Source organism: Parafrankia soli (genome assembly GCF_001854695.1).
GTDB classification, from domain to species: Bacteria; Actinomycetota; Actinomycetes; order Frankiales; family Frankiaceae; genus Parafrankia; species Parafrankia soli.
The window spans coordinates 1-1182 of record NZ_MAXA01000189.1 but is presented as its reverse complement, the minus strand read 5'-3'; the positions used below and the strand labels follow the sequence as shown (position 1 = coordinate 1182).

Here is a 1182-nt window from a genome sequence, read left to right as displayed (position 1 = left end):
AGCGGTTTACGCCGCCTCGTACAGTGCCACTCTGTCCGTCGTGTGCCGCGCAGTTCGGCATCACACTGTCACCACCAGCACGATGGCCAAACTCCGCAATCCATCACCCTCTGTAACCGGCATCACTCCCGGCTTGCGGCAGCAGGGACCGCTCGCTCCACACGACGCACCGAACAGCCCATCTAACTGTTGCCAGATGGTAGAGTCATGGCAACAGTTAGGAGAAGCTGTGGGGCTTGACGGGCTGCCCGCCGTGTTCCGCCTCGACCAAGCAGTGGCGGTTGGAGTACCCAAGGACCGCGTCTACCATTTACGCGACACTGGCGCACTCGACCAGATCGGACGCGGCGTCTACGCCCGACCCGGCGCCCTCGACCCCACACTGACTCCTCTGGCCGCGGCCGCACTGCGCCAACCTCGCGCCACTYTCTGTCTGACCAGCGCGTTGGTCCGCCACCAGCTCAGCGATGAGATCCCACCCCTACACGACATCGCCCTGCCCCGGCACACCCGCCCACCGGCCGGGTTCAGCCACGTGTCCTGGCACCGCTTCGCGTCTGACACCTTCGACGTCGGACGTGTCCCGCTCTCCATCGGCGGTGTCGACACGGCGATCTACTCGGCCGAACGGACGATCGTCGACATGTTCCGGCTCAGCCACCACGAAGGCGAGCAGGCCGCCGTCGACGCACTCCGCCGATGGCTCCGCCAGCCGGGCCACACCCCCTCCGGTCTACTCACCGTCGCCGGATACTTCCCCACCACCCTGCCCCGACTCTCCAGGATCCTGGAAATCCTGCTGTGACGCCCAGACGCCCCACCCGCGACTCCCTCGACGGACGCGCCTATCTCGATCTTCAGAACGCCGCCCGCCGCGCTGGACGCGACACCTCCGAATACCTCGCCCTCTACGCGCTGGAAGGTTTCCTCACCCGCCTCAGCCAGTCACGGTTCGCACACCTCCTCGTCCTCAAGGGTGGAGTGCTGCTTGTTGCCTACGCCACTCGGCGCCCCACCCGCGACATCGACCTGCAGGCCACCGGCCTGTCCAACGAGGTCGACGAGGTCGTCGCTCTCACCCGCGAGATCGTCGCGCTACGGCGGGATGACGGCCTCGTCTTCGACCCCGACTCCATCACCGGATGCGACATCCGCGACGAGGACCCGTACGCCGGCGTACGG

2 protein-coding genes are annotated in these 1182 nt (G+C 66.7%); both read left to right on the top strand.

Features of this window, described 5'->3' with window-relative positions:
• Nucleotides 1-229 precede the first annotated feature (229 nt).
• Nucleotides 230-805 (top strand): type IV toxin-antitoxin system AbiEi family antitoxin domain-containing protein, encoded by a 576-nt coding sequence (locus BBK14_RS15080; protein ID WP_198541294.1) that lies wholly within the window; start codon nucleotides 230-232, stop codon nucleotides 803-805.
• On the top strand, nucleotides 802-1182 hold a 381-nt coding region (locus tag BBK14_RS15075), incomplete at its 3' end, for a nucleotidyl transferase AbiEii/AbiGii toxin family protein (protein WP_198541293.1). The genes BBK14_RS15080 and BBK14_RS15075, both read left to right, overlap by 4 nt.